Here is a 17,861-nt window from a genome sequence, read left to right on the forward strand (position 1 = left end):
TGGGCCAGACGAGGGGCTGGCCCGATTGTGTTGGTTCAGTTTTGCGGGCTTACGTCCACTTTGAACCACTTCTCGGAAAGCTTTTTCACCGTGCCGTCGGCAATTGCTGCCTGAATGGCTGTATCGAAGCGACTCTTCAGGGCGGTATCTTCCTTGCGCAGACCGACGCCAATCATGCCGAAGACTTTGCCGGAAAACAGTGGCCCGGCCAGCTTCGCGCCCTTCATGTCGTCCTTTTCCAGCGCAGCTGCAAGAACTGTCGCATTGGCGACAACCGCATCCACACGACCGCTGGTCAGGTCGAAATTGTGCTCTTCGGCGGTCTTGTACTCACGGACATCCGCGCCGTCCTTGAAATATTGTTCCATGAAGGCCGAAGCGGTTGTGGAACCCTGAACGCCGACGGTCTTGCCGTTGATTTTCCTGGCGATTGCTTCGAGAACCGGCTTGGCTGCATCGGAATCGACATTCAGCGGCTTGCCGCCTTCCGGCAGATCGGCGAGGTCGCTGTCTTCCATGACTGCGAAGGAATTGATGGCCGCCGCATAAGGCGACGAAAACGCGATCACTTCCTCACGCTTCGGTGTGATGCTCATGCCGGCCATGATGGCGTCATACTTGCCAGCGGTCAGCGATGGAATGATGCCGTCCCAGTTCTGGGCGGTAATTTCGCATTTCGCTTTCAGGCGCTCGCAAAGGTCTTTGGCAAGATCAATCTCGAAGCCTTCCAGCACGCCATTCGGGCCGGAAAAATTCCACGGCGCATAAGCACCTTCGGTGGCAATGCGCACGATGTCTTCGGCCTGCGCGGTCGGTGCGACGGCGAGAACGCCAAGAACGGAAAGGACGAATTTCAGTTTCATATGTTCACCTCTGTTAAAAACCGATCGATCGGTTCATGCGTTTTGTTTGGAAATGAATTGCCGGATCCGTTCGCTTTTGGGGTTGCCAAAAACCTCGTCGGGCGTGCCTTCTTCTTCAATCAGGCCCTGACGCAGAAACACGACACGGCTGGACACATCCCGGGCGAAGCCCATCTCGTGGGTCACAACCAGCATGGTGCGTCCCTCTGCCGCCAGATCGCGCATGACCTTCAGCACCTCTGCCACCAGCTCTGGATCCAGTGCGGAGGTTGGTTCATCAAACAGCATGATCTTCGGACGCATTGCCAACGCGCGGGCAATCGCCGCGCGTTGCTGCTGCCCGCCGGAAAGATGTGCGGGATAGACGTTGCGCTTATCGGCAATGCCGACACGCTCCAGCAGTGCTTCAGCCTCGGCAATGCTCTCCGATCGGTTTCGCTTCTGTACATGGACAGGCGCTTCGATCAGATTTTCGAGGATAGTCAGGTGCGACCACAGATTGAACGACTGAAATACCATCGTCGCCTGACCGCGCAGCCGCTGAACCTGTTTCACATCGGCTGGACGAGGCGCGCGTCCGGGCTGTTGGTCGAGCTTGTATGCCTCGCCGTGAATAGCTACGCTACCAGCATCCGGTACTTCCAGCATATTGATGCAGCGCAGCAGTGTGGATTTGCCGGAACCTGACGCGCCCAGAATGGAGATGACTTCACCCTGGTGGGCCTGCAATGAAACGGAATGCAGAACCTTGTGCGCGCCATAGCATTTTTCGAGGTTCTTGATCTCGACCGCAGGCGTTTCGAAACTTTGCATTATGAGTTTCCTCCGGCGGCATGCACGATGACAGGCTGACGCTGGGCCGCCGACAGGCGGTATTCCAGCAGTTTGAAGATTCTGGTGACCACGAAATTCAAGAGGAGATAGATCGCGCCCGCGCAGATAAAGACTTCGACAGGGCGGTAGGTGGCAGAAATCAGCTTGGCCGCCAGCCCTGTTACTTCCATCATGGTGATGGTTGATGCCAGCGCCGTGGACTTCACCATCAAGATAACTTCATTCGAATAGGCGGGCAGCATCTGCCGCAGGGCCTGTGGGGCCAGAATACGACGGACGAGGGTGAAGCCGCTCATGCCATAAGCACGCGCTGCTTCGATCTGCCCAGTCGCGACCGACAGAACGCCGCCTCGTATGATTTCGGCGCTGTAGGCAGCCGTATTGAGTGCAAGGGCCAAGACCGCGCACCAATAGGGTTCGCGTAGAAACGGCCAGAGAAAGCTCCTGCGCAGTTCGGGAAACTGGCTGAGACCGTAATAGATGATGTAGAGTTGGACCAGCAGCGGGGTGCCGCGCAGCACGAAGATGTAGCCTCGCGCAATGAGGTCCAGTATCAGATTACCCGACAGACGCATCGTGGCCAGTATCGTCGCCAGCACGGCGCCACTGATAACTGATAGCGCCATTAGCTGCAGCGTCAGCGGAATACCGCGACAAAGCTCAACGAAACTGTCGAACATGAACGGGAGGTCGAGAAAGTTCATACCGCCCTCCGGATGCCGCGCATGGCGCGTTTTTCGGCCGTCTTGAACAACAGGCCCGATACGAATGTGATGACAAGGTAAAGCAGCCCGGCGGTCAGAAAGAATGTAAACGGTTTGCGGGTCGATCCGGCGCCAATTTGGGCTTGACGCATCAGTTCAACCAGTCCAACGACAGAAATCAGCGCGGATTCCTTCAAGACGAGTTGCCAGACATTGCCGATGCCCGGAATGGCAAAACGTGCTGCCTGCGGAACCATGATACGGCGGAACAGTAGGTGCGTTGGCATGCCATAGGCCTTGGCGGCCTCGATCTCGCCTTTAGGGAGTGCAAGTACGGCACCGCGATAGACTTCGGCTTGATACGCGCCCGAAACCACGCCAATGGCCAGCGCACCGGTTATGAAAATTGGCGCACTTACGAAACCGTGCCCGCCGAACAATGCTCCAATTTGGCTCAACACAGCGCTACTGCCGAAATAGAACAGGTAAATGACGAGAAGATCGGGGATGCCGCGAAGCACCGTCGAATATCCGTCAGCCACAATTCTCAGAATACGCTGGGATGAAAATGAAGCGGCAGCGGCAACAATGCCAAACACCGCGCCTGCTGCGAAACCGCAGAAAGCTACTGCAAGTGTCATGCCGGTAGCCCGGAGCATATCGTAGCCCCAGCCGTCTTCGGCAAAACCCATCAAATCCAGATATGCGCTAACCGCACCCAACTGCTTTGTTCCCTTTTTTTGTCCGGTGCATCGTCACGCCGGTACGTTTATGGGAGTGGTTTGACAGCGGGACTTAATACAGTCAAATTCGAAATGAAGCCCAGAGCATAACCAAATATTATGGTGAAACATGAACCTGCGTCAGGTCGAAGCGTTCCGCACTGTCATGCTGACGGGTAAAATGACGGCTGCAGCGGAACTGATGGCGATCACCCAACCCGCCGTAAGCCGCCTGATCCGCGACTTTGAAATCGACACGAAACTCAAACTGTTCAACCGGCGCGGGAACCAGTTGACGCCAACGCAGGCGGCCATGACGCTGTTGCAGGAAGTCGAGCGGGCCTATGTCGGGCTCAATCGCATCAGGAGTTTCGCCGATGAGATCAGCCGTCAGAATGCGGGCATGTTGCGTATTGCTGCCATGCCTGCGCTTGCAAATGGGATCATGCCGCGCTTCCTCGCCCGATTTCTCAGGGAGCGTCCCAATATCCACGCTTCTTTGAACGGCATTTCATCCGCTCTGGTTGTGGAGGCCGTTGCATCCGGTCAGGTCGATCTTGGTTTTGCCGACGGTCCGCTCGACAGACCCGGTTTCGATATCGAAACGAGGGCGATACCGGCCGTCGTTGCAGTTCCATTGGGACATCGTCTTGCAGATTATTCGGAAGTTTCCCCGGAGGATCTCGCTAATGAACGCATGATCACGCTGGAGCCGGGTTCGCTGTTTGCCATGCGTGTAGAGGTTGCGCTTGCACGCATCCCACGGTCGGCCACCATCGAGACCCGCCTTTCGCACACAGCGCTGACACTCGTCGCTGAAGGTGTCGGCATAACAATCATTGATCCGTCCTCAGCAACGGATTTTCGCGGACGTGGAGTGGCGATCCGACCTTTTACGACCTTTGTCGATGCTGGCTTTCTGGTCATCCGCCGGAGTAACGGTCCTGACAACAGCCTGGCTCAACGTTTTATAGATGAGTTCTGGGCCTATCATGAGACGTTGCTGGCGGATGAATGAGGGGCACGCGTGGCCGCTGTATCAGCGCAGAGGAGGCTTGTACCGTTCCAACAGCGTGCATGCGTTGAATTTGGCAGAACAAACTGAGATTGCGCGGGTGCGCCAGCCGCACGAGACGGCGGGCAAGATCAGGGCGATCAATCATGGTATTGAAGAAGAACCTCAGCGCCGATACGACACTGTTCATCGTCGGCACCGGGACGCCCTCGCTTTGCTGCCATATCTGGAAGCGGCGCAAATCATCCACGGACGCGGTATCGGGAGGCCTTCCGAGAAAACTGGCAATTCGTGCGATATCGCGCAGATAGTTGCGTTGGGTCCCGTGCCCGAAGTGGCGCAGGTTCATGTCGTCGATCAGGCGTTGACGAAGCGGGCTGATCGCGGGCGAACTCGGTTGGTTGTGCATGGTCAGGCTCCTTGTTGAAAAAGCCTGTCATTCTCTGCTCGCTCCGAGCGACACTCAATGCAGAGCGCAATGGTCGCTCTGTGCCTTCTACCTCAGTCGCACGCGCCTTCCCGCGAAGCGGTTAGTTCCGGCCTCGTTCAGGTCATTCAAAAGTTAGGTGAGGATGGACGGGGCGTCCAGCCAGGTTCGAGGGCGCCGCCCACGCGCGTTTCAGTCGCACTGCCCATGACAATACTGAGAGGCTAATACTTGAACATCGTATATCTATGGGAGCTTCGATGCGTAAGGCGATCGTTTTGGGCGGATACGGGCTCATCGGCAGAGCGTGCATGCGGGCTTTGGCAAATGCCGGATTTGAAGTTGTCGGTGTAGGACGGTCAAGTCGTGCGGCGCTTGCCGCTGATGCAAACGCGACATGGTTGATCCGTGACATACCAACCATCTCGGTCGACGAATGGCGAGTGCTGCTGGGCAATGTCGATGTCGTAGTAAACGCTGCCGGAGCACTGCAAGACGGCGCGCGAGACGGTCTTGCAGCCATCCACGTCACGACAATAGCCCGTCTGGTTGAGGCAACGAAGGACATTCCCTTACGGATTGTCCAGATTTCGGCGGCTGGCGTTGGAGCTGAAGCATCAACGGAGTTCTTTCGGTCAAAAGCGCGCGGCGATGAAATACTGGCGAGGAGCGGACAAGATTGCGTGATCCTGCGTCCAACGCTTGTTTTGTCGCCAGATGCCTATGGCGGCACAGCGCTTTTACGTGGCGTTGCTGGTTTACCGTTAATTTTGCCGCGTGTTTTGCCTCATGCTCAGGTGCAGACTGTTCATATCGATGATGTAACAGAGGCAGTAGTGGCAGCGGCGAGGAGAAAACTGCAATCCGGGCTTATTGCCGATCTCACCGAGCCCGAGGTTCGAGGCTTTTCCGAAATGGTCGACCACTTCAGGCAATGGCAGGGATTCTCGCCTCCGTGGTTGCGTCCAAAACTGCCCGCAGTGGTGCTGAAATCAGTGGGTAAGGGCGCTGATCTGCTCGGCTGGCTGGGGTGGCGCTCACCGATGTGCAGCACTGGGTTACAGGCGCTTGCCGATGGGATACGAGGCGATCCGAGCGCGTGGCTTGAGGCGGGCGGTTACCCCTGTCGTTCGCTAGTTTCGACACTGAGAAGTCTGCCGTCCACGCGACAGGAACGGCTTTTCGCCCGGATGTACTTCATGCTGCCACTGGCCATCGCCACGCTTGCGCTGTTTTGGTGCTTGTCGGGGCTATTCGCATTAATATCTCCAATGCGCGCTATCGCTATTCTCGAAGGACATCACGTTCCGGCGTGGCTGGCGGGTATTACAGTCTATGGCGGCGCATTTGCAGATATCGGATTGGGCCTGGGTATCCTTTGGCGTTCGGTAACGCGCATGGCGACAGTCGGAATGATAGTGCTTTCGGCCTGTTATCTCTTCGGTGGTCTGGTGGTTGCGCCAGATCTGTGGCTTGATCCTCTTGGACCGATGATAAAAGTGGTTCCAGCTATTGTTTTGGCAGCTATCGTTGCGATGATGCTGGAGGTGCGATGAACTATGATATTTTGCGCTTTCTGCATGTGATCGGTGCAACGGTCCTGCTTGGCACCGGCGCCGGTATCGCGTTTTTCATGGTCATCTCCAATCGCTCAGGAGATCCGCGGTTGATTGCCCATGTCGGTGGCATCGTCGTGTTGGCTGATACGGTTTTCACTGCAACTGCTGCCATTTTCCAGCCAGTCACCGGCTATTTGCTTGCACGTGAAGCAGGATGGCCTGTCCTGTCCGGTTGGGTCGGGCTTTCGTTGGCGCTCTACATCATTGTTGGTGCATTCTGGCTGCCGGTTGTCTGGATGCAGATCCGGTTGCGGAATATGGCGCGTTTGGCTGCCCGCGAGGGAAAAGCACTGCCGGCGGCCTATCATCGTCTCTATCGCTGGTGGTTTGCTTTTGGTTTTCCGGCATTTGCGGCAGTATTGGCCATCATATGGCTGATGTTGACTAAGCCTTCAATTTAAAGATCGGCAATCCCGATTGAAGATGCAACGGGCTCTGCCATCTCGCCAGTCATCAAGGTCTGCGCCAATCCGGAAACCTGTCGCAAGCTTGCGGGAGACATGGATGTCGACGCTGGCAGATTGCCTGCCTACGATCGCGGCAAGGATGTAAGAGTGACGGCTGAACCTCTCACAACGCGCCTAATTGTGGATTGAATGTCATGAGACTTGGCACAGGCCATAGAAACATCACACTCAATTTGCATGGTTTGCTACAAAAGCCTGCGGGCTGGACCGACTTGCTGCGCTCTTAGATACCATCGTGTTCCTGATCGTGGAGCTGTGTTATGAAGACATTCGACGCCATATTCATCGGCGCAGGCCAAGCGGGGCCTTTTCTTGCTGCTCGCATGGCAGCTCAGGGTCGCAAGGTCGCGCTTATTGAACGAAAATACCTCGGTGGCACTTGCGTCAATGCCGGATGCATGCCGACCAAGACGCTGGTCGCAAGCGCTAGAGCCGCGCATGTCGCCAGCCGAGCAGCGGAATTCGGTGTGACAATCGTCGGGCCCGTCGGCATTGATATGAAAACCGTTCAGGCAAGAGCCGAGAAAGTCATATTGAACGCGCGCAACAATCTCAAAACGTGGTTCGACGGACTCGATACGTTGACTGTCATACAAGGACAGGCACGGTTCGAAAACGCAACTACGGTATGCGTCAATGGCGAGAGGATGACAGCGCCCGAGATATTCCTCAATGTCGGAGCGCGCCCCGTCATCCCCGATTTTCCGGGCATTAATAAAGTGCCCTATCTCACTAGTACGTCGATCATCAAGCTCGATAGGCTACCACATCATCTCGTGGTCATTGGCGGTAGTTATATTGGGCTTGAATTTGCGCAGATGTATCGCCGATTTGGCGCCCAAGTCACCATTATCGAGCGCGGCCCCCGCCTTGCCCCACGCGAGGATGATGACGTGTCGGACGCTATCGCAAATGTTCTCGAAAACGAGGGCATTACTGTGTGCACGAATACCAACATCGTTTCATTTGCCAACAAAGGGTCGGATATTGAAGTGACCACGGATCATGACGTGGTTCTCGGCAGTGACATACTGATCGCGACTGGACGAAAGCCCAATACCGACGATCTTGGCCTGGACACCACAGACGTGCAAATGGACAAACGCGGCTTCATCGTTACGGATGATACGCTGTCGACCAACGTCGATGGTATCTGGGCACTGGGTGACTGCAACGGACGGGGAGCATTCACACACACTTCCTATAATGATTTCGAAATCGTGGCGGCAAACCTGTTGGATGGGGCGGACAGAAAGGTGAGCGACCGCATTCCCGCCTATGCGCTCTATATTGACCCACCGCTCGGCCGGGTTGGTATGACCGAGCGAGATGCACGCGCATCCGGCAAAGACATTCTGGTTTCCGTACGGCCAATGAGCCGGGTCGGTCGCGCAATCGAACGTGCTGAAACGCAAGGTTTCATGAAACTTGTTGCTGATGCCGTGACGGGCCAGATACTTGGCGCGTCAATTCTAGGTATCGAGGGTGACGAAGCTATTCATGGTATCATCGACGCCATGAACGCACGCGTTTCCTATAGAGACTTAAAATGGGCTGTGCCCGTACATCCAACTGTTTCGGAACTGATCCCGACATTAATCGACGGTCTCAAATAGGATGGAACACGAAGCCGTTCCCGCATTTACTTGAGTTCATTAGGGTGCCAGACAGTGGCACTTCCGACGACGCAAACCCTTTCAGTTTACGGTAGATATCCGGCGCAGGCGCTGCGATTGAGATCTACCAAAAGTATCATGGTACACCGCTTCCAAAAGAAATCGTGGACGCGAAATAAGGCCTGCTTTGATGGCCGGCGCCGGGTGCACTTATCCGGCGCTTTATATACTTATGGTGCTTAATAATGCCTTCGCATCCGTTGGCCGGGCAGTTGCATTATCAGCGGCCGGCCATTTGGCGGATTCTGACTGGCAATGAGGCGGTTGTGCTAATGATGGCCGCTTGTCAACGTTCTTTGGCTGAACCAGATCGCCCGCTTCTGGCCCCAATTCGGCGATGGAGAGGAGCAGGTTGGCGGTTCATTTCCCTTTGAGGCGATTAGGTTGTGCTTTTATCGCGCTTCGCTCATTTTCTTCAATTGAACGGCACATATCTTCTCGATTTCGTCGATGAGCGCGTTCGCTTGCTTCAGAAGCCATCGCAGTGCTTCCTCGGTGATATCAAAATGCGGAGAATACCGCGCCTTCACGTAAGCTTCATTGACGATATTGAACCACGCTTTGTAACGCTGTTGATCTTGCGGCCATGCCTTGGCCAGTTCACTGCGTTGCCCTTCAGAGAGCCGACGCAGGAATTTCAGGTTGTGCGAAGACGGCGAGTAATTTGTTGTTACCAATAGAAAGGTGGAATAAGCCTGTTCTATCGCCTGATGAAGGATGAATGTTGCTTCTTTAATGTCGCCTTCCTCCAGAAGGTACCCCGCAGTTTTTGCAAAAACTCTTGCATGCGGTAGCCGATCATCAAAATATTCTCTTGCAATACGATGGGCGTCTTCCGGATTGAGAATACCGGGTTGGGCGAGCGGCTCAGGATCAAGTTCGTAAAGTACAATACCTTCTTTGCGGATGTCAGTGAAGAAATATCGCCCTTCCTTGATCCGCGTGTTCACCTCACGCAAAGAATGGACAATGAAGTTTACCGGAGTCTGCACATCACGCAGGCGCATAAGCCGGTCTTCGGTTTTTCGCCAGAACTCAAAGTCCGCCAGCTTACGATTGTTGACGATAATCAGCAGGTCAAAATCAGAACGATAGCCTTTGCCGGTATGCGGTTCATCCACCTGTGTGCCGCGCGCATACGATCCGAACAAAATGGCCTTGACGATACGACCGCGCTTCTTGAACTCAGCCGAGCCTTCCTTGAGCGCATCCTCGAATTCCTCGAAGATAACTTCCAGCACGCGCTGCAACTCACGCTGCTTTACGTGAGGCAAGTGATCAATACGGTCTTTCATCAGCACGGGCGCACCTGTCGGTCAAAAGTAAGGGCGAACTATTTCGAGTGTTGGCTTAAATTGCAAAATTCAACGACGTCGATCAAGAAAGCCTTTGCAAAGTTTGCGAGATTTTATTCCTATGCGGTTCTGCCGACGAGATAGGAGGTCTCTCCATCGATCCTACAGCGCTTATTTTCCTTTGTTGATGCACTCCTCGAAATATCTAGAATTCTATCTAAACCTTATATCCGACTGTTGCCACAACTATTTGATTCTGTTACAAAAGGGTGCATTCTCAATGCAACACATGCTAGGGACGACGATACAGCGATTGCTGTTAAAAAAAGCCGTCATGCGGTCTCCACAACGTCCGGCTCTATTCATTGAACCCTCCGCCGGGCGCAGGAGGAATGCTTGTGTTGCAAATTTCGAATGTGAGAGCCGCCCGGGAACTTTTGCAGCAGGATGCTATCCGTTATGGCGCGGAAGACAGTCTGATTGTGGATGCCACGAGGCGAATCTATGCAGACACGGCCCCCACAGCTGCCGCGCTTTTTGCGCTCGACGCCTGGTTCGAAGACGATCAGCGTAATTTTCAGTTCTGGACGCGGATTTTTCAGCGCCTCATGAATTGAAACTCACTGTAACGGGTCTGCCGACCGATCGAGGGCGTAGCCCCGACCCTGCACAGTTCTGACCAGGTTTGGACCATACCGCGCCAATGCGCGGCGGATATGTCCGATATGAATGTCGACCGTACGGGGCTCGACGATAGCTCCTTGACCCCATACAGCGTCGATAAGCTCTTGCCTGCTCCATACAATTTCAGGCTTTTGCATGAGTGCTTCAAGTAAACGGAACTGCAACGGTGTGAGATCGACGCGAAGGCCGCTGCGAAACACCCTGAACTGCATAGGGTTCAGCAATAGATCGCTATAGGTCAAAACAACCTTCGTGGCATCCGTAGTAGCGAAATTGCCTCGGTACCTTTGGAGAAATCCCAGCAAAACAAGTGGATCGAACGGAGGTTTCATGACCAGATCCAATTGTTCATTGATCTGTAGTCCAGTATCGATATCATCCTTTGCCAGCAGAACCAACGCGAGACCTGGAAGCTTCCTCCTGAGGTGAGCGAACTCGCAAAGGCCAGCATCGCCACTATCCAATATCAACGCGCTTGGGCTCTGTTCGGCACCTATCTCGGAAGTCGTCAATGCTTTTAGCTCTGATAAGAGATCAGCATCAAACCCTTCAACTGAGAGCAGATGACGAAGCATCAAAAACAATTGCGCGTCAGATGTCTTTATAAGAACCTTCGACATAACATTCATCGTCCTGCTGAAGTGCTATTAGGGTGAAACGTATTCTCCCCCGTTTACATCGATCGTTGCGCCATTGATGAAGCCGGCGTTTTCCGACGCCAGGAATGCGATCACTGTTGCTACGTCGTCAGGGTTTCCCAACCGACCGACCGGAATACGCGAAAGGGCATCACGATTTGAATCGGAATCAATCGGGCCAGTCATTTCGGTCACGATATGTCCCGGCGCAACAATATTGGCTGTAACTCCGGTCCCGCCAAGCGTAGACACGAGAGAACGAAGACAACCCGATAGCGCAGTTTTTGATGCGGTATAAGCGCTGCCAGCGAGCCTGGGTAACGTCCTGCCAGCAATAGAGCCAACTAAAACAATTCTCCCGAAACGCCGTTTGATCAAATCCGGTAAAACGCGTTGGCAACAAAGGACAGCTCCGATCAAATTGGTTGAAAGGACTGCGTTCCATTCCTCGATCGACGTTTCGACAAACGCTGCAGCTTTGCCGTCCTTGGCTTTGGGCGATACGCCCGCATTACAGATCAGCGTATCTGGCGGACCCCAATAGCTTCGCACCTCATCGAAAAAGCCGACAATTGCTGTCGCCTCATTTATGTCTACACTTCGATAAAAGATGGCATCTTCCCCGAACTGCGAAATGAGCATTTCGCCAGCCGCAGAGACTCGCTGAGGTGTCTGCCCGAAAAACGCTACTTTGTAGCCTTCGCTAGCCAATCGTCTAACCGTTGACAGCCCAATGCCTGAGCTGCCCCCGGTTACGACTGCTATACGCTCCCGCGCTCCAGCCGTCATGCTGCCTGATCCATTGCCGCAAAAAGAGAAAGCGGAGGATGAGCGTCGTGATCGGTAATAACTTCGATGAGCGAGGGGTTACCGCTTTCAATACTCAGACGTAGCTGCTCCGATAAGTCAGCAGCATTATCGACGGTGGCAGATCGACATCCGCACGCTGAAGCGACCCCCGCGTGATCGACTGGTGCAAAATGGCACGCCGTTGTATAGCGGCCGAATTTTACGGTTTCCGCATCTTTCTGGAAGCCTAGCACGCCATTATTCAAGAGGACGACAGTTACGGGTAACTGCATACGCATCATCGTTTCCAGTTCCGCCCAGCTATGCGCAAATCCACCGTCTCCCACAATGGCAACCACCGGCTTGTCAGGATGAGCGGCCTTTGCCCCCATCGCTAGCGGTAGACCCCATCCAAGGCCAGCGAGCCCGCGCGGTGTAATGAATCTCGTGCCGACCTTGCGACAGCGCAACTGACCGACAACCCACATGGACGAATAGCTCGCATCCGCCACGACTGTCACGTCGTGGTCGAGCCAGGGCTGCAATTCCTGCATAACGCGCTCAGGCCGCATGGCGCCTGATCGGTCATCAAGAACTGGTCGGCGAGCTTCATCATATTCCGCCCAGAAACCGGCAATTCTTTCTTCGTAATTGAGGCGAGGCATACTGCGCCGAAGGAAGTCTCGTTTAGACAATGTTTCGCACAAGGCCGCGAGCGTTTCGCGTGCATCGCCGTGCAAACGCAATGCCTCGTAATTGCGTCCGATCTCTCCGGCATCGATGTCAATGTGAATGACTTTAGCCGAAGAAGGAATCTGCTGCCAATTGTCAGTTCCGTTCTGATTGGTGCGTGTTCCGGCAAGGATAACCAGATCTGCTTCATTCATGAGGTGACGACTGTAGAAGCCTAGCGAACGAGGGCCAGTCAGAGACCCTAGAACGCCAGCAGACAGAGGATGGAATTCGTCAACCACCCCTTTGCCCATATTCGTCGTGAATACAGGAAGGGAGGCTATTTCCTGAAGACGAGCCAACGCTGCCGCTGCACCACCGGCATGAATACCGCCGCCAGCCAGCACAACCGGGGTTCGGGCTTCAGCAATAGTATCTGCTGCGGTCTGAATGAGGTCGTCGGATGGACGAAACCGGTCAAGCGGCCAGTAGCCAAGACAAGCAGTTCTCGGCTTATCGCTCTTCGGAGCCGGGCAACGCAGCAAATCCGCTGGCAACAAAAGCGCAACTGGTCCCGCTCGCCCACTTGCCGCGGCGGTAAAAGCTGCATCAATGTAGTCATCGACGCGCTCGGCTACATTTAGTCGACGGACCCATTTTGTACAGGATTGGAAGAGGGTGATTTGGTCAATATCCTGAAAGGCGTTCTTGTCCGTTTGGTTTCGCTCGACATCCTGTACAAGCGCGACCACTGGAATACTCGCCTTTAAAGCTTCGGCTAGTGGCGGAACAAGCAGCGTCGCTGCGGGACCGTTCTGCGCCGCGACTACACTCACCTTGCCAGAAACCCGGGCATATCCATCCGCCATCGCTCCGCCCATATTCTCCTGACGATAGGCGATCTGGCGGATGCCGTGGGCTTCGGCTGCAAGAATCACAGCGGAGGGCAAACTTTGTGCGAAGATCACCTCCACACCATGGCGGACAAGTGCTTGTGCGATACGATCGGCAACGCTGTCTGTAATTGCGGCATGTTTCATGGATGGTCCTCCCGTACGGGGTTTTGTGCAAGGAAATCATCAAAAAGCGCGGCAATGAGGTCGATTTCTTTTTCGCCCATCGGGGTGGATAGGCTGGCCGCGGCTCCAAAGGGCAACAGAACACCATTCCGGGCGAAATACCGTGTGAGCTCTCGCATGCGCAAGTTCTGATCAGGCGACATGATTGAAGCGCGATAATCAGTCGGCGCTTCACGTTTGGAATGAATGCGGAAGAGGGAAGCGGCACCCGTGATCGAATAGGGAGCCTGCCGCGACTGAGCGATCTGCGAGAGACGCGAACGCAAGGCATCTCCTAGTTCTTCAAGCCGCGCGAAGGCATCGGGTGGCAATGCATTCATAGCAGCAAGACCTGCAGCCATGGAGACGGGGTTAGCGGAGAATGTCCCACCTTGCGGAACTGGTAGCTTACCGTCCCGCTTTTCGAAGACCGACATGACTTCTGCGCGCCCGCCGATGGCTCCAATTGGAAAGCCACCACCGATGATCTTGCCGGTTGCTATCAGATCGGGATTAAGACCGTAACGGTCCGAAGCCCCCCTATAACCTTGCCGGATATTCAACACCTCGTCGGCGATCAGTAGAATGCCATGCTCTTGCGTGAAGGTTGTCAGTGCCTCGATAAATCCCTGGCTTGGCGCAAATAGCCCGGCGCGGCTAGGCATCGGATCAATCAAAATACCGGCTATCCGATGCGCGTGGCCTTCGAGTTTCGAAACAATCTCCTCCTTGTCATTGAACTGGATCACGATCACATCGTCGCCAAGGCTGGACGGCGCACCATGGTATCCTGGTCGTGCAACGTTTCGACCGGACCCGTTGGTGGGATAGGTGCCGGTTTGCCCCGTTTCAGCCCAATCGTAACCCCCGTGATAAGCTCCCTCAAAGCGAACGATCGCAGAGCGACCTGTGAACGCTCGAGCTGCCTTGATTGCAAACATGACCGCTTCGGTCCCGCTGTTGACAAAGCGAATCTTTTCCATTGCCGGGATCCGCGAGATCAGCAATTCAGCCAGTGCGACCTCGTGTTCCGTCGGGTTGGAAAAACAGGTCCCGTTACGCAAAAGCTTCGCAACCACTTCCGCAACCGGTTCGAATCCGTGCCCGTGTATAAGCGTGGTGAAGTTGTTGTTGAGGTCCAGAAGACGGTTATCGTCCACATCAACTAGATAGGCGCCCTCACCACGTTGAATGTAAATCGGTGTTGGATCGATATCGATCGTGACGCGTGACACACCCTGCGGCAAAACCTGCAGGCTGCGGGCGTAAAGACGTGACGATTCCGTTCTCTCCACCGGATCGCCACGGTTTATTCTCGGACTAGGTATCATTGATTGGGCCTTTAAAACGCACATCAGCTAATGCTTTTGCGTTAGCTTCACAATTTTGTTGCAACAAAAATGCGAAAGGTCAAGCCCATACAACAAAAAACTATCTCGCCGAGGAGCGCGCTCGTGCCGCCTGGCGCAAGCGCCGATAGCCATCCCGAATGTCGTTCTCGAATGCGGCGCGCAGGGATGCGCCATCCTTGTCCTCTAGCGATTCAATGGCTAGCTGGTGGTTTCGAACGCCGTATTTTTCTTCAGCAAACTCTGGATAGAGATCGTAAAGTGATGGGCCAACCCTAAGCCAAGCCCCTTCGATCATGGATAAAAGCCGAGGCATTCCGGCCATTCCATACACATGAAAATGGAAATCCTTGTTATGCCGCAAAACCGTCTCGTAAGCGCGACGATCCAGTGCATCGTTTATATAATTTTGAATATCTTTAAGTTTTTCAATATCTTCATTGGTAACCGAGTTGACTGCCAGCTGTGCCGCCAGCCCCTCCAGGGCGAGCCGAATTAGTGTGATCTCGCGCAAACTGTCTTCATTTAAAACCGGTACGATTACAGTTTTTGGTCCCGAATAGACCAGTGCGCCTTCGCCGGTGAGCCGGTTGATAGCGTCCCGCGCAGGGGTGGAACTAAATCCGAGATCTTCCGCTACGGCTCGGACCGTAAGTTTCTTGCCGGGCTTATATTCGCCTCGTATCAGGCGCTCCTTCATTTCGCGGTATGCGACGTCGCCAAGACCCGGTGCCTGCCCTTCATTGGCCTGGTCCGACAATTTTATCGCGCTCATCTAAGCCTCAATCCCTGTTGACACATCAGAATTATGATGCAACAAAATGACCATATAAAGTTTTTGCAAAGTTTTTGTCGCGTCATTTTAGGTTTTAGCAGCGCGTACTCATAGAGTCACGCGGTAGCTGGATGAGCACGTCTATGCGTCTGGAACGTCAATGATGCATTTCGCATCGAGGACCGAACGCAAAGGCACAGATACCAAAGTGGTTTCCGGAGGAGGAAAGATTGATCGGTCAGAAATTAATGCTTGCTGGCGTTCAGAAAAGATTTGGCGAAACCTGGGCTGTCCATGAAACCACGCTCGACATCCGGGCAGGCGAATTCGTTTCAATAATCGGACCGTCCGGATCAGGCAAAACGACTTTGCTCACCATGGTCGCCGGCTTCGAACAACCGACGAACGGAAGGATTATTGTGGGAGACGTAGATATAACTACCCTGCCGCCCAACCGGCGTAACGTCGGCATGGTGTTCCAGAAATATGCGCTGTTCCCCCATCTGACGGTTCGGCAGAATATTGCGTTCCCGTTGAAAATGCGACGACTGGGTTCGAAGAAAGATATCCGGTCTCGCGTCGATGAGATGCTTGAGCTGATCAGACTCAATGACTTCGCAGACCGCTATCCAAACCAGTTGTCAGGTGGACAACAGCAGCGTGTGGCCGTCGCCCGCGCGCTGGTTTTTTCTCCGCCCGTCATCTTGATGGACGAACCGCTCGGTGCCCTCGACAAGAAATTGCGAGAGGCAATGCAGTTTGAGATCAAACGCATTCAGGAGAATCTCGGAGCAACAGTAATCTACGTCACTCACGACCAGGAAGAGGCGTTGACCATGTCCGACCGCATTGTGGTAATGCACGATGGCTGCGTCCAGCAGGTTGGTACTCCCTCCGAACTCTATAACGAACCCAATAGAACCTTCGTTGCCGACTTCATCGGCTCTATCAATTTTATTCCGGCGACTTATCGCGGCAACAAAAACGGCAAGTGCATTCTGGATATCTCCGAACGTGTTGCTGTGGAACTTGATGCGCTGCTTCATCCCAAACTGGCTCACAAATCTATCGGTTCCGAAATCAGGCTAGCCGTGAGACCGGAACATGTCGGCATCTTTTCCGACCCGAAAAAAGGGCAACTGTCCGGAACTGTTGAGGCTTCCGTCTTCATCGGTTCGAGCACAGTTGTCCTGGTAAGGCTAGACGCTTTTCCAGATATCGACCTGCGTGTCCAATTGCCTGCAACAACATCGTCACCGGTGATGCGAAAGAATAGCCGCGTCGGTGTAAACTTGGACACCCTCTCACTCCTGACTTTCGACCTTGAAACGAGGTTGGCCGCATGAGTTCGTCGTTTTCCGGTTTCGACACATTCCTTAGAGGAAGATCCGCACGCCAATACCCGCCGGTAATATCGTGGTTTCTGGTACTACCATTATTAATTCTACTGGTCGTCGGCTTTATGTATCCGATCGGCCGACTCATCTTTCTTAGTTTTTCGGACGATGCGATAAGCTATGGACGCATCGTTGAGGGAAGTCTTTATCTTGATGTCCTGGCTTCCACGGTTGGCGTTGCGGTCGCTGTGACTGCCATTGGATGCGTGCTGGGCTTTCCTGTCGCTCTGACCATGGCAAGAGCAGGAAAACTTGCAGGGATTATAGCGGCGATTTGCGTCTTCATTCCGCTCTGGACTTCGGTTCTTGTTCGCTCCTATGCCTGGATTGTCCTATTGCAGCGGAATGGGATCGTGAACGGGTTTCTCAGCGCCGTCGGTTTAACTGAACAACCCTTCAAGCTTCTTTACACGCAAGGAGCGGTGACATTGGCGATGGCACATGTTCTCATGCCTTTCGTTGTACTGCCCATCTATGCTGCGCTCAAAGCTATACCCAAGGACCTTGATCGAGCTGCTCTGAACCTAGGCGCAAATCCCTGGAAGGCTTTCTTCGTCGTCACATTTCCTTTGTGTCTTCCCGGGATCTTTGCCGGAGCTACCCTATGCTTTGTTTTGGCGCTCGGCTTTTACATAACGCCCGCTCTGGTTGGAGGGCCGGATTCCATGTTGATGGCAACGCTGATCGGTCAGGAAACTACTGTGACTCTGGATTGGCCATTCGCTGCTGCTCTTTCAACTGTGTTGCTTGGCATGACAATTATCTTTGTCGCGTGCTTCCGACGAGTACTAGCGCTCAATAAGGGGTTCGGAAGTGTCCATTAATCAGTTCCCTACAATCGGTTCGAGACCGGAGACCGGGACTTCAAGAATGTCAC

General features: G+C 54.1%; 19 protein-coding genes. 8 read left to right on the forward strand and 11 right to left on the reverse strand.

Annotated elements, in window-relative coordinates; all coding sequences use genetic code 11:
* Positions 1 to 35: 35 nt before the first annotated feature.
* From OINT_RS12630 to OINT_RS12645, 4 genes are read right to left on the reverse strand one after another with little or no spacing between them, the layout of a single operon-like run.
* The gene (locus tag OINT_RS12630) at positions 36 to 863 is read right to left on the reverse strand and encodes a lysine/arginine/ornithine ABC transporter substrate-binding protein (RefSeq protein ID WP_006472015.1); all 828 of its coding nucleotides are present in this window, start codon (positions 861 to 863) and stop codon (positions 36 to 38) included.
* A 33-nt stretch (positions 864 to 896) separates the two neighbouring features.
* Positions 897 to 1,676: an ABC transporter ATP-binding protein gene (locus tag OINT_RS12635; protein WP_006468223.1), complete on the reverse strand. Its 780-nt coding sequence runs from the start codon at positions 1,674 to 1,676 to the stop codon at positions 897 to 899.
* Positions 1,676 to 2,401, reverse strand: a complete 726-nt coding sequence (locus tag OINT_RS12640) for an ABC transporter permease (protein ID WP_006468224.1) — start codon at positions 2,399 to 2,401, stop codon at positions 1,676 to 1,678. Before OINT_RS12640 ends, OINT_RS12635 begins: the two co-directional genes overlap by 1 nt.
* The gene (locus OINT_RS12645) at positions 2,398 to 3,093 is read right to left on the reverse strand and encodes an ABC transporter permease (protein ID WP_036565382.1); all 696 of its coding nucleotides are present in this window, start codon (positions 3,091 to 3,093) and stop codon (positions 2,398 to 2,400) included. Before OINT_RS12645 ends, OINT_RS12640 begins: the two co-directional genes overlap by 4 nt.
* Before the next feature lie 160 nt (positions 3,094 to 3,253).
* On the opposite strand from OINT_RS12645, the gene OINT_RS12650 reads away from it, so the two are divergent.
* Complete coding sequence (locus OINT_RS12650; RefSeq protein WP_006468226.1) at positions 3,254 to 4,141, forward strand: LysR substrate-binding domain-containing protein; 888 nt, start codon at positions 3,254 to 3,256, stop codon at positions 4,139 to 4,141.
* Here OINT_RS12650 and OINT_RS23005 read toward each other — a convergent pair.
* Positions 4,092 to 4,547 carry a phage integrase N-terminal SAM-like domain-containing protein gene (locus tag OINT_RS23005; RefSeq protein WP_077684217.1) on the reverse strand — a complete coding sequence of 152 codons (456 nt, stop codon included), beginning with the start codon at positions 4,545 to 4,547 and terminating at the stop codon, positions 4,092 to 4,094. The two genes, OINT_RS12650 and OINT_RS23005, sit on opposite strands and share 50 nt — an antisense overlap.
* A gap of 278 nt (positions 4,548 to 4,825) precedes the next feature.
* On the opposite strand from OINT_RS23005, the gene OINT_RS12660 reads away from it, so the two are divergent.
* The 4 genes from OINT_RS12660 to OINT_RS12670 all read left to right on the forward strand — a co-directional run bounded on the left by OINT_RS12660 (position 4,826) and on the right by OINT_RS12670 (position 8,267).
* Positions 4,826 to 6,121, forward strand: coding sequence for an SDR family oxidoreductase (locus OINT_RS12660; protein ID WP_006472018.1), 1,296 nt, complete (start codon positions 4,826 to 4,828; stop codon positions 6,119 to 6,121).
* Complete coding sequence (locus OINT_RS12665) at positions 6,118 to 6,585, forward strand: DUF2269 family protein (RefSeq protein WP_006468228.1); 468 nt, start codon at positions 6,118 to 6,120, stop codon at positions 6,583 to 6,585. The genes OINT_RS12660 and OINT_RS12665 overlap by 4 nt, the downstream gene beginning before the upstream one ends.
* Before the next feature lie 15 nt (positions 6,586 to 6,600).
* Entirely contained in the window at positions 6,601 to 6,780 is a 180-nt protein-coding gene (locus OINT_RS23850; RefSeq protein WP_262077732.1) for a UxaA family hydrolase, read from the forward strand.
* Between the two features lie 131 nt (positions 6,781 to 6,911).
* Positions 6,912 to 8,267, forward strand: coding sequence for an FAD-containing oxidoreductase (locus OINT_RS12670; protein WP_006468229.1), 1,356 nt, complete (start codon positions 6,912 to 6,914; stop codon positions 8,265 to 8,267).
* A gap of 452 nt (positions 8,268 to 8,719) precedes the next feature.
* On the opposite strand, the gene OINT_RS12675 is transcribed toward OINT_RS12670, so the two are convergent.
* On the reverse strand, positions 8,720 to 9,622 hold the full coding sequence (locus OINT_RS12675) for a nucleotidyltransferase and HEPN domain-containing protein (RefSeq protein WP_031346149.1): 903 nt from the start codon (positions 9,620 to 9,622) through the stop codon (positions 8,720 to 8,722).
* Positions 9,623 to 10,014: 392 nt separating this feature from the next.
* On the opposite strand from OINT_RS12675, the gene OINT_RS12680 reads away from it, so the two are divergent.
* On the forward strand, positions 10,015 to 10,239 hold the full coding sequence (locus tag OINT_RS12680) for a hypothetical protein (protein WP_006472023.1): 225 nt from the start codon (positions 10,015 to 10,017) through the stop codon (positions 10,237 to 10,239).
* Positions 10,240 to 10,242: 3 nt separating this feature from the next.
* Here the strand turns inward: OINT_RS12680 and OINT_RS12685 are convergent, their stop codons facing one another.
* The 5 genes from OINT_RS12685 to OINT_RS12705 form a co-directional block, all read right to left on the reverse strand.
* A complete protein-coding gene (locus OINT_RS12685) occupies positions 10,243 to 10,926 on the reverse strand; it encodes a winged helix-turn-helix transcriptional regulator (RefSeq protein ID WP_235691669.1) in 684 nt (227 codons plus the stop codon).
* Between the two features lie 27 nt (positions 10,927 to 10,953).
* A complete protein-coding gene (gene fabG / locus OINT_RS12690) occupies positions 10,954 to 11,733 on the reverse strand; it encodes a 3-oxoacyl-ACP reductase FabG (protein WP_006468233.1) in 780 nt (259 codons plus the stop codon).
* Positions 11,730 to 13,445 (reverse strand): acetolactate synthase catalytic subunit, encoded by a 1,716-nt coding sequence (locus OINT_RS12695; RefSeq protein ID WP_006468234.1) that lies wholly within the window; start codon positions 13,443 to 13,445, stop codon positions 11,730 to 11,732. Before OINT_RS12695 ends, fabG begins: the two co-directional genes overlap by 4 nt.
* Positions 13,442 to 14,794 carry an aspartate aminotransferase family protein gene (locus tag OINT_RS12700; protein WP_050791020.1) on the reverse strand — a complete coding sequence of 451 codons (1,353 nt, stop codon included), beginning with the start codon at positions 14,792 to 14,794 and terminating at the stop codon, positions 13,442 to 13,444. Before OINT_RS12700 ends, OINT_RS12695 begins: the two co-directional genes overlap by 4 nt.
* 100 nt (positions 14,795 to 14,894) lie before the next feature.
* The gene (locus OINT_RS12705) at positions 14,895 to 15,587 is read right to left on the reverse strand and encodes a GntR family transcriptional regulator (protein WP_006468236.1); all 693 of its coding nucleotides are present in this window, start codon (positions 15,585 to 15,587) and stop codon (positions 14,895 to 14,897) included.
* Positions 15,588 to 15,817: 230 nt separating this feature from the next.
* On the opposite strand from OINT_RS12705, the gene OINT_RS12710 reads away from it, so the two are divergent.
* Entirely contained in the window at positions 15,818 to 16,933 is a 1,116-nt protein-coding gene (locus tag OINT_RS12710) for an ABC transporter ATP-binding protein (protein ID WP_006468237.1), read from the forward strand.
* A complete protein-coding gene (locus OINT_RS12715; RefSeq protein ID WP_006468238.1) occupies positions 16,930 to 17,808 on the forward strand; it encodes an ABC transporter permease in 879 nt (292 codons plus the stop codon). The genes OINT_RS12710 and OINT_RS12715 overlap by 4 nt, the downstream gene beginning before the upstream one ends.
* Positions 17,809 to 17,861: the final 53 nt, after the last annotated feature.

Origin of the sequence: Brucella intermedia LMG 3301 (assembly GCF_000182645.1) — a bacterium.
Taxonomy (GTDB): domain Bacteria; phylum Pseudomonadota; class Alphaproteobacteria; order Rhizobiales; family Rhizobiaceae; genus Brucella; species Brucella intermedia.

Coding starts and splice junctions, on each gene's coding strand:
- OINT_RS12630 (WP_006472015.1), bottom strand. CDS start 863: ATGAAACTGAAATTCGTCCTTTCCGTTCTTGGCGTTCTCGCCGTCGCA.
- OINT_RS12635 (WP_006468223.1), bottom strand. CDS start 1,676: ATGCAAAGTTTCGAAACGCCTGCGGTCGAGATCAAGAACCTCGAAAAA.
- OINT_RS12640 (WP_006468224.1), bottom strand. CDS start 2,401: ATGAACTTTCTCGACCTCCCGTTCATGTTCGACAGTTTCGTTGAGCTT.
- OINT_RS12645 (WP_036565382.1), bottom strand. CDS start 3,093: ATGGGTTTTGCCGAAGACGGCTGGGGCTACGATATGCTCCGGGCTACC.
- OINT_RS12650 (WP_006468226.1), top strand. CDS start 3,254: ATGAACCTGCGTCAGGTCGAAGCGTTCCGCACTGTCATGCTGACGGGT.
- OINT_RS23005 (WP_077684217.1), bottom strand. CDS start 4,547: ATGCACAACCAACCGAGTTCGCCCGCGATCAGCCCGCTTCGTCAACGC.
- OINT_RS12660 (WP_006472018.1), top strand. CDS start 4,826: ATGCGTAAGGCGATCGTTTTGGGCGGATACGGGCTCATCGGCAGAGCG.
- OINT_RS12665 (WP_006468228.1), top strand. CDS start 6,118: ATGAACTATGATATTTTGCGCTTTCTGCATGTGATCGGTGCAACGGTC.
- OINT_RS12670 (WP_006468229.1), top strand. CDS start 6,912: ATGAAGACATTCGACGCCATATTCATCGGCGCAGGCCAAGCGGGGCCT.
- OINT_RS12675 (WP_031346149.1), bottom strand. CDS start 9,622: ATGAAAGACCGTATTGATCACTTGCCTCACGTAAAGCAGCGTGAGTTG.
- OINT_RS12680 (WP_006472023.1), top strand. CDS start 10,015: ATGCTTGTGTTGCAAATTTCGAATGTGAGAGCCGCCCGGGAACTTTTG.
- OINT_RS12685 (WP_235691669.1), bottom strand. CDS start 10,926: ATGTCGAAGGTTCTTATAAAGACATCTGACGCGCAATTGTTTTTGATG.
- fabG (WP_006468233.1), bottom strand. CDS start 11,733: ATGACGGCTGGAGCGCGGGAGCGTATAGCAGTCGTAACCGGGGGCAGC.
- OINT_RS12695 (WP_006468234.1), bottom strand. CDS start 13,445: ATGAAACATGCCGCAATTACAGACAGCGTTGCCGATCGTATCGCACAA.
- OINT_RS12700 (WP_050791020.1), bottom strand. CDS start 14,794: ATGATACCTAGTCCGAGAATAAACCGTGGCGATCCGGTGGAGAGAACG.
- OINT_RS12705 (WP_006468236.1), bottom strand. CDS start 15,587: ATGAGCGCGATAAAATTGTCGGACCAGGCCAATGAAGGGCAGGCACCG.
- OINT_RS12715 (WP_006468238.1), top strand. CDS start 16,930: ATGAGTTCGTCGTTTTCCGGTTTCGACACATTCCTTAGAGGAAGATCC.